7 protein-coding genes are annotated in these 5,780 nt (G+C 47.5%); 4 read left to right on the top strand and 3 right to left on the bottom strand.

Annotated features, from left to right (window positions below):
- The first annotated feature begins 371 nt into the window (after nt 1–371).
- Complete coding sequence (locus B092_RS0111745; RefSeq protein WP_018575426.1) at nt 372–644, top strand: hypothetical protein; 273 nt, start codon at nt 372–374, stop codon at nt 642–644.
- Between the two features lie 94 nt (nt 645–738).
- Here B092_RS0111745 and B092_RS0111740 read toward each other — a convergent pair whose 3' ends face one another.
- Genes B092_RS0111740 through B092_RS0111730 form a run of 3 tightly spaced genes read right to left on the bottom strand, consistent with a single transcriptional unit; the run spans nt 739 to nt 2,255 of the window.
- Nucleotides 739–1,125 carry a hypothetical protein gene (locus B092_RS0111740; protein ID WP_018575425.1) on the bottom strand — a complete coding sequence of 129 codons (387 nt, stop codon included), beginning with the start codon at nt 1,123–1,125 and terminating at the stop codon, nt 739–741.
- A 12-nt stretch (nt 1,126–1,137) separates the two neighbouring features.
- A complete protein-coding gene (stbB, locus tag B092_RS0111735; protein ID WP_018575424.1) occupies nt 1,138–1,833 on the bottom strand; it encodes a StbB family protein in 696 nt (231 codons plus the stop codon).
- A complete protein-coding gene (locus B092_RS0111730; protein WP_018575423.1) occupies nt 1,830–2,255 on the bottom strand; it encodes a hypothetical protein in 426 nt (141 codons plus the stop codon). The genes stbB and B092_RS0111730 overlap by 4 nt, the downstream gene beginning before the upstream one ends.
- 420 nt (nt 2,256–2,675) lie before the next feature.
- Here B092_RS0111730 and B092_RS0111725 point away from each other — a divergent pair, with 420 nt between their 5' ends.
- The 3 genes from B092_RS0111725 to mobF all read left to right on the top strand — a co-directional run.
- Nucleotides 2,676–3,041, top strand: a complete 366-nt coding sequence (locus tag B092_RS0111725; protein ID WP_018575422.1) for a hypothetical protein — start codon at nt 2,676–2,678, stop codon at nt 3,039–3,041.
- On the top strand, nt 3,042–4,565 hold the full coding sequence (locus tag B092_RS0111720; protein ID WP_018575421.1) for a type IV secretion system DNA-binding domain-containing protein: 1,524 nt from the start codon (nt 3,042–3,044) through the stop codon (nt 4,563–4,565).
- A partial coding sequence (mobF, locus tag B092_RS0111715; RefSeq protein ID WP_018575420.1) for a MobF family relaxase occupies nt 4,565–5,780 on the top strand: 1,216 nt, incomplete at its 3' end. The genes B092_RS0111720 and mobF, both read left to right, overlap by 1 nt.

Here is a 5,780-nt window from a genome sequence, read left to right as displayed (position 1 = left end):
ACAGGCAAACCGGGCTTACCGCGACCGATTGACGAATGACGAGCAGACCAGAAGAACCTAGTTTTTGCTCCGATCTATAAAAATGTGCCGCCTATTGGCGGAACTATTAACCACCAAAGAAAGGCGCTAAAGCGCCTATTCGTCGGCCTTTGGCCGCCCCCCGCTCCCTCAATCAGAAATCAAAGCAGCCCGAAAAAGCGTTTGGATGCAAGCAATTTATTTTGAAAATAAGTGTTGACAGCTATTGACAAGTATAGCGTTTTGCATCATAATAGCATTACCTTTGCATCATTAAAGCAGGGTAATTTTAAACTAACCAAGGCCGGAACTGGCGGCAACCGCCCGGCCTAATTGACGCAGGAGTCAAAGCTATGAAACGCAAATTTCGTTTGGGCCAAATGCTGGCAACTATCGGAGTGTTGGAATTATGCAAGCACAAGCATATAGATTTAGGGCCGTTGATAGATCGTCATGTTTCCGGTGACTGGGGAGGCGTGGACGAATTACAGCGCGAAGCCAACGACAACGCTTTGAAAGCAAGGGATACCATTATTTCGGTGTATCACCCGCATGGTGTGCGTGTGCTGATCGTGACAGACGCCGAACGTTCGCATACAGTAGCCATGTTGCCTCATGAATATTGATACATGAAGAATCCGCGCTTCATTACAGAGAAAGGCCGCAAAAGCGGCCTTTCTTATTGCCTAAGCGCCCCCCAGACGCTTTAATGAGAATGATTTAAACGCCGAAGAAGTAACCCGACAAAGCAACGCCAGCCAGAACGCCGCCAATAATGCCTGCTGCAAGCCCTATAGCAGTCGCTAGGAGCGCGAAACGTCGGGCAGACCTATCTACTACCTTTGCCGCTGCTTGTGCTTCTCTAGCTGCCTGCTGGACGCCAGCAAGCAGTTTTTCATTATGCGCCGCCAGATCGCGGGTCACTTGTGAAGCAGCCATTGCCACATCATCAGCGGCCCGGTTGCCTGCCGCCTTCACCTTCGCTGCCGCTTCGTCAGCGGCAGCGGGGAAGGAGGCCCGCAGTTCGTCGGTTTTCTCAAGCAGTACACCCACATCACCGAGCAATTCGGCAATTAGTGCTTCTCTTGTTGTTTGCGGGCCAGCCATAACTTACCCCCGTTATTTGGAGATAGCGGCGTACACCGCATCAAGGTTTTCTTTAGCAGAAACGGCAAGGCGTCGCATTGAAATCATTGCGGCGGCGTGTGCCTTTTCTTCCGGGTCTTTTGCTTCGCGCAGCTTCACCTTGTAATCCGTTTCATCAGCCAAAAGTTGCTCAATAGTCAGCCTATAAGAGCGTAGCTTATGGTACAGCTCGCTAAATTGAATGGCTGCCTTTGGTTTAATCGTAAAGGCTTTGCTGTCCTCATGGTATGCAAACAGTGGGTAAAACGCTTCTTCTACCGTTTCATCAGCTTCGAGTTTATTAAAGACTACACGAATTTTCTTTGCTGGTACGCCCATTTTTGAAAGCGCATTAATGGTTGCAATGGTGTCTTTAATTTGTTTGCTTTCCTTCACAGCGGGCACGATGAAATAATCAAAGTCCTCGTGTGAACCACGGTACTGCTGCATGAGCTTTACAAAGTCCTCAACGTTGGACGCGCCAATGTCGATAACCGCTTCGTCTACCATTAGTAATTGCTCTTGCAATTGACCAAACTGTTTACCGCGAACTACCTCGCCAGTACCTTCGTCAGCATTGATAGATTCAACAGCAACAAATTCTGCATTTGGCATACGAGGTGCAAGCAGGTGCTGCGCTACAGTTGATTTGCCAACATTACCCGAGAAATTGATAACAGCTACTTTCATTTATTTTCACTCCGTTTAGAAAAAATGGGTCGGTGACGACTCAAGTATTTTTCGCCTAATTCGTCTTGTTTTCTAGCATCTAATGCGTCAGCCAGAGAATCAGAATCGAACACAGGCGATTCTTCGCCGGTTCCTTCGCTAACGACAGGCGAATTGCCGTCCGCCTTTTGTGTCGCTTGTTTCGGTTCCGGTTGTCTTTCCGCTGCACGAATTTTTTTTCGATAGCGGTAAAGGTAACTACGAAACGTATTCAGGTTTACATCTAGTCCATTGGCATTCAGCGTTTCAATAATATCGTCATGTTGAACACCTGCGCGTACCTGCCGATCAATCTCAGGCATCAAATCCCGAAGTTTTGCGGCAAGCGTTGCTCTTGGTCGAATACGCTCTATTCGTTCTTTTAGGGCGTCTGTTTCATCCACTTGCTGCCCTCCTGTTAATTAAATGTATTTTGTGCATCATAACTGTTTCATAACTGCTTCATTACTGCATTGTTATTGCATCATACCTGCATTATTTCATCTTTGCAAGCCCTCTTTTACATTATTTTTGCATCATTGTTGCATTATATCTGCATTTCTTCTGCAATATAGCTGCATTACAACTCAATGCGTAAACGCATTGAGGCAAGTATTGACCCTCACGGATGGCCCTTAAAGCCATCCGATAGCCCTTAAAATGGCTATACACCATACGCACCTTTCGGCGCTTGTAAGTCATTGATTTTCAATGACTTTCAAAAAACAAGGAAAAACTATTGTAGTGTTTGACCACTACAGTATTGGCGCAAACCATTGTAAATGCTAGTATATAAACACTACGGAAACACTACAGGAGATAGTATGGCACTAGGTGACCCGATTCAAGTCAGGCTAAGCCCCGAAAAGCAGCTAATTTTGGAGGATGAAGCCGCTCGCAAGGGCAAACGGCTCGCAACCTACTTGCGTGAGCTATTGGAGAGTGAGAACGACGTTCAAGGTGAGCTGGCTGCCCTTCGTCGTGATGTGGCGAGCTTGCATCATATGGTGGAGGACTTGGCCGATAGCGGTCTACGAACCAGCGACACCGAGCAGGCAGCTAATCCGGTTCAAATTGAAATACTTTTGCTATTGCGTGCTATTGCTGGGCCGGAACGCATGAAGCCGGTAAATGGAGAAATGAAACGCCTTGGTATTAGTGTTTGGACACCAGACATAAAGGAGGATTAAATGCACCCAGACGATCAAAGAAAGGTCAACGCAGGGATAATTATTGCGTTGCCATTTGTTTTTTGGATTACTGCTGTGCAGAAAACAGAAGTGCTTGGTTCACCAAAACTATTGGCACTTTGGGAGCTAATTAAAGTCACGCCACAAAAGCCAATTTTATTGTTTTCGGCACTTGGTGGTTTGGCTGTTGGTGTCCTATTTGCATGGCTATTAAATAGTGTCGGGCAAGGAGAATTTGGAGGCGCACCATTCAAGCGATTTTTACGCGGAACTCGTATTGTTAGTGCTGGAAAACTCAAAAGAATGACAAAGGATAAGAGTAAGCAAGTGACGGTTGCCGGAGTGCCAATGCCGCACGATGCAGAACCACGTCATTTATTGGTAAATGGAGCAACGGGTACGGGTAAATCGGTACTGCTTCGAGAGCTTGCATATACCGGTCTTTTGCGTGGTGATCGTATGGTAATTGTTGACCCAAATGGCGATATGTTGTCGAAGTTTGGGAGGGATAAAGATATTGTTTTGAACCCCTACGACCAACGTACACAAGGCTGGTCATTCTTTAATGAAATCAGAAATGATTATGACTGGCAGCGTTATGCGTTGTCGGTTGTTCCACGCGGTAAAACCGATGAAGCCGAAGAATGGGCCAGTTATGGCCGATTGCTTTTGCGAGAAACAGCAAAGAAATTATCGCTTATTGGAACGCCGTCTATGCGTGAATTGTTTCATTGGACGACCATAGCCACGTTTGATGATCTTCGTGCGTTTTTAGAGGGTACTTTAGCTGAATCGTTGTTTGCCGGGTCGAATGAAGCAAGCAAGGCTTTGACTTCGGCGCGTTTTGTTCTTTCGGATAAGTTGCCAGAGCATGTAACGATGCCAGATGGTGATTTCAGTATTCGGAGTTGGTTAGAAGATCCAAATGGAGGGAACCTATTTATTACATGGCGTGAGGACATGGGGCCAGCATTGCGACCTTTGATTTCCGCATGGGTTGATGTTGTTTGTACCTCTATTCTTTCATTGCCGGAGGATTCAAAGCGCCGGTTGTGGTTGTTTATTGACGAGCTGGCTTCGCTGGAAAAGCTGGCGAGTTTGGCAGATGCGCTTACTAAGGGCCGTAAAGCAGGACTTCGTGTTGTGGCTGGACTTCAATCGACCTCACAGCTTGATGATGTGTATGGCGTGAAAGAAGCGCAGACCCTTCGTGCAAGTTTTCGTTCGCTTGTTGTACTAGGTGGTTCGCGGACAGACCCGAAAACAAACGAGGATATGAGTTTGAGCTTGGGGGAACATGAAGTTGAACGCGACCGTCACAGTAAGAATACTGGTAGGCATCACAGTACAGGGCGTGCTCTTGAACGTGTGCGAGAACGGGTGGTTATGCCAGCCGAGATTGCTAATTTACCTGATTTAACTGCTTATATAGCTTTTGCTGGTGATCGACCAATAGCGAAGGTTCCGTTGAAGATTAAAAAATTTGTAGACAGGCAACCGGCCTTTATTGAGGGGGGAATCTAATGCTAACTCATAAGGTTTTGACACGGCAGAGCATTGGTGATGTTGCAGCTTATTATGGTGATGGTGCGGATGATTACTACGCTAATGAGGGAGAGGCGAGCGCATGGCAAGGGCGTGGAGCTGATGAGCTGGGATTAACCGGCGAAGTAGATGATAAGCGTTTTCGAGAGCTTTTGGCCGGACAGATTGGTGACGGCCAGAGAATCATGCGGATGGGGAACAGAGAAGGCACTAAAGACCGGATAGGAATTGACCTAACATTTTCCGCACCTAAAAGCGTATCGTTACAAGCGTTGATTGCTGGTGATGCGGAGATAATCAAGGCGCATGATAGAGCGGTTGCGCGGGCTTTGGAAGAAGCAGAAGCCCGTGCGCAGGTTCGGCAGAAAGTAGACGGTAAAACGCGAATTGAAACGACTGGAAATTTGGTAATTGGTAAGTTCCGTCATGAGACAAGCCGAGAGCGTGACCCGCAGCTTCACACGCATGCCGTTATTCTCAATATGAGCAAACGTAGCGACGGCCAGTGGCGAGCTTTGAAAAATGACGAGATAGTTAAAGCAACCAAATATCTTGGTGCAGTTTATCGAGCAGAGTTGGCCCATGAGTTGCAAAACTTGGGCTATCAAGTTCGTCATGAACGAGACGGTATGTTTGAGCTGGCTCATATTAGTCGTGAACAGATTGCTGCATTTAGCCAGCGTAGCGCCCAAGTTGAAGAACTCTTGGCCGAGAAAGGGCTTACACGCGAAACAGCGACTACAGAAGAAAAACAGCTTGCGACAATGCAAAGCCGCAGCAAAAAGGTTTCTGCTGAACGTGCCGAGTTACATAAAGAATGGCAAGACCGAGCAAAAGAAGTTGGTATTGATTTTGGTAGTCGCGAGTGGGTAGGGCATGAGCAAAAAGGGCGAGTTGCCACGCCAGCAGAGTATGCTACCAGCGAGGCTGCAAAGCGAGCGGTGCGTTATGCAGTTAATCATTTAACTGAACGCCAAGCTGTTATAGACGAGCGCGAGCTTATTGATACAGCCGTAAAGCACGCCGTTGGAACAGCGCGATTGGCTGACATTGAGAATGAAATTCTCAAGCAGACCGCAACGGGGTATCTCATTCGAGAGACGCCGCGCTATCGGCCCGGTGGGCAAACTGGGCCAACAGACGAACCCGGTAAAACTCGTGCGGAGTGGATTGCCGAGCTTGGTGAAAGGGGGG

Origin of the sequence: Oligella ureolytica DSM 18253 (assembly GCF_000373745.1) — a bacterium.
GTDB classification, from domain to species: Bacteria; Pseudomonadota; Gammaproteobacteria; order Burkholderiales; family Burkholderiaceae_B; genus Oligella; species Oligella ureolytica.
This window is presented reverse-complemented; position numbering and strand designations above follow the sequence as displayed.

Coding starts and splice junctions, on each gene's coding strand:
- B092_RS0111745 (WP_018575426.1), top strand. CDS start 372: ATGAAACGCAAATTTCGTTTGGGCCAAATGCTGGCAACTATCGGAGTG.
- B092_RS0111740 (WP_018575425.1), bottom strand. CDS start 1,125: ATGGCTGGCCCGCAAACAACAAGAGAAGCACTAATTGCCGAATTGCTC.
- stbB (WP_018575424.1), bottom strand. CDS start 1,833: ATGAAAGTAGCTGTTATCAATTTCTCGGGTAATGTTGGCAAATCAACT.
- B092_RS0111725 (WP_018575422.1), top strand. CDS start 2,676: ATGGCACTAGGTGACCCGATTCAAGTCAGGCTAAGCCCCGAAAAGCAG.
- B092_RS0111720 (WP_018575421.1), top strand. CDS start 3,042: ATGCACCCAGACGATCAAAGAAAGGTCAACGCAGGGATAATTATTGCG.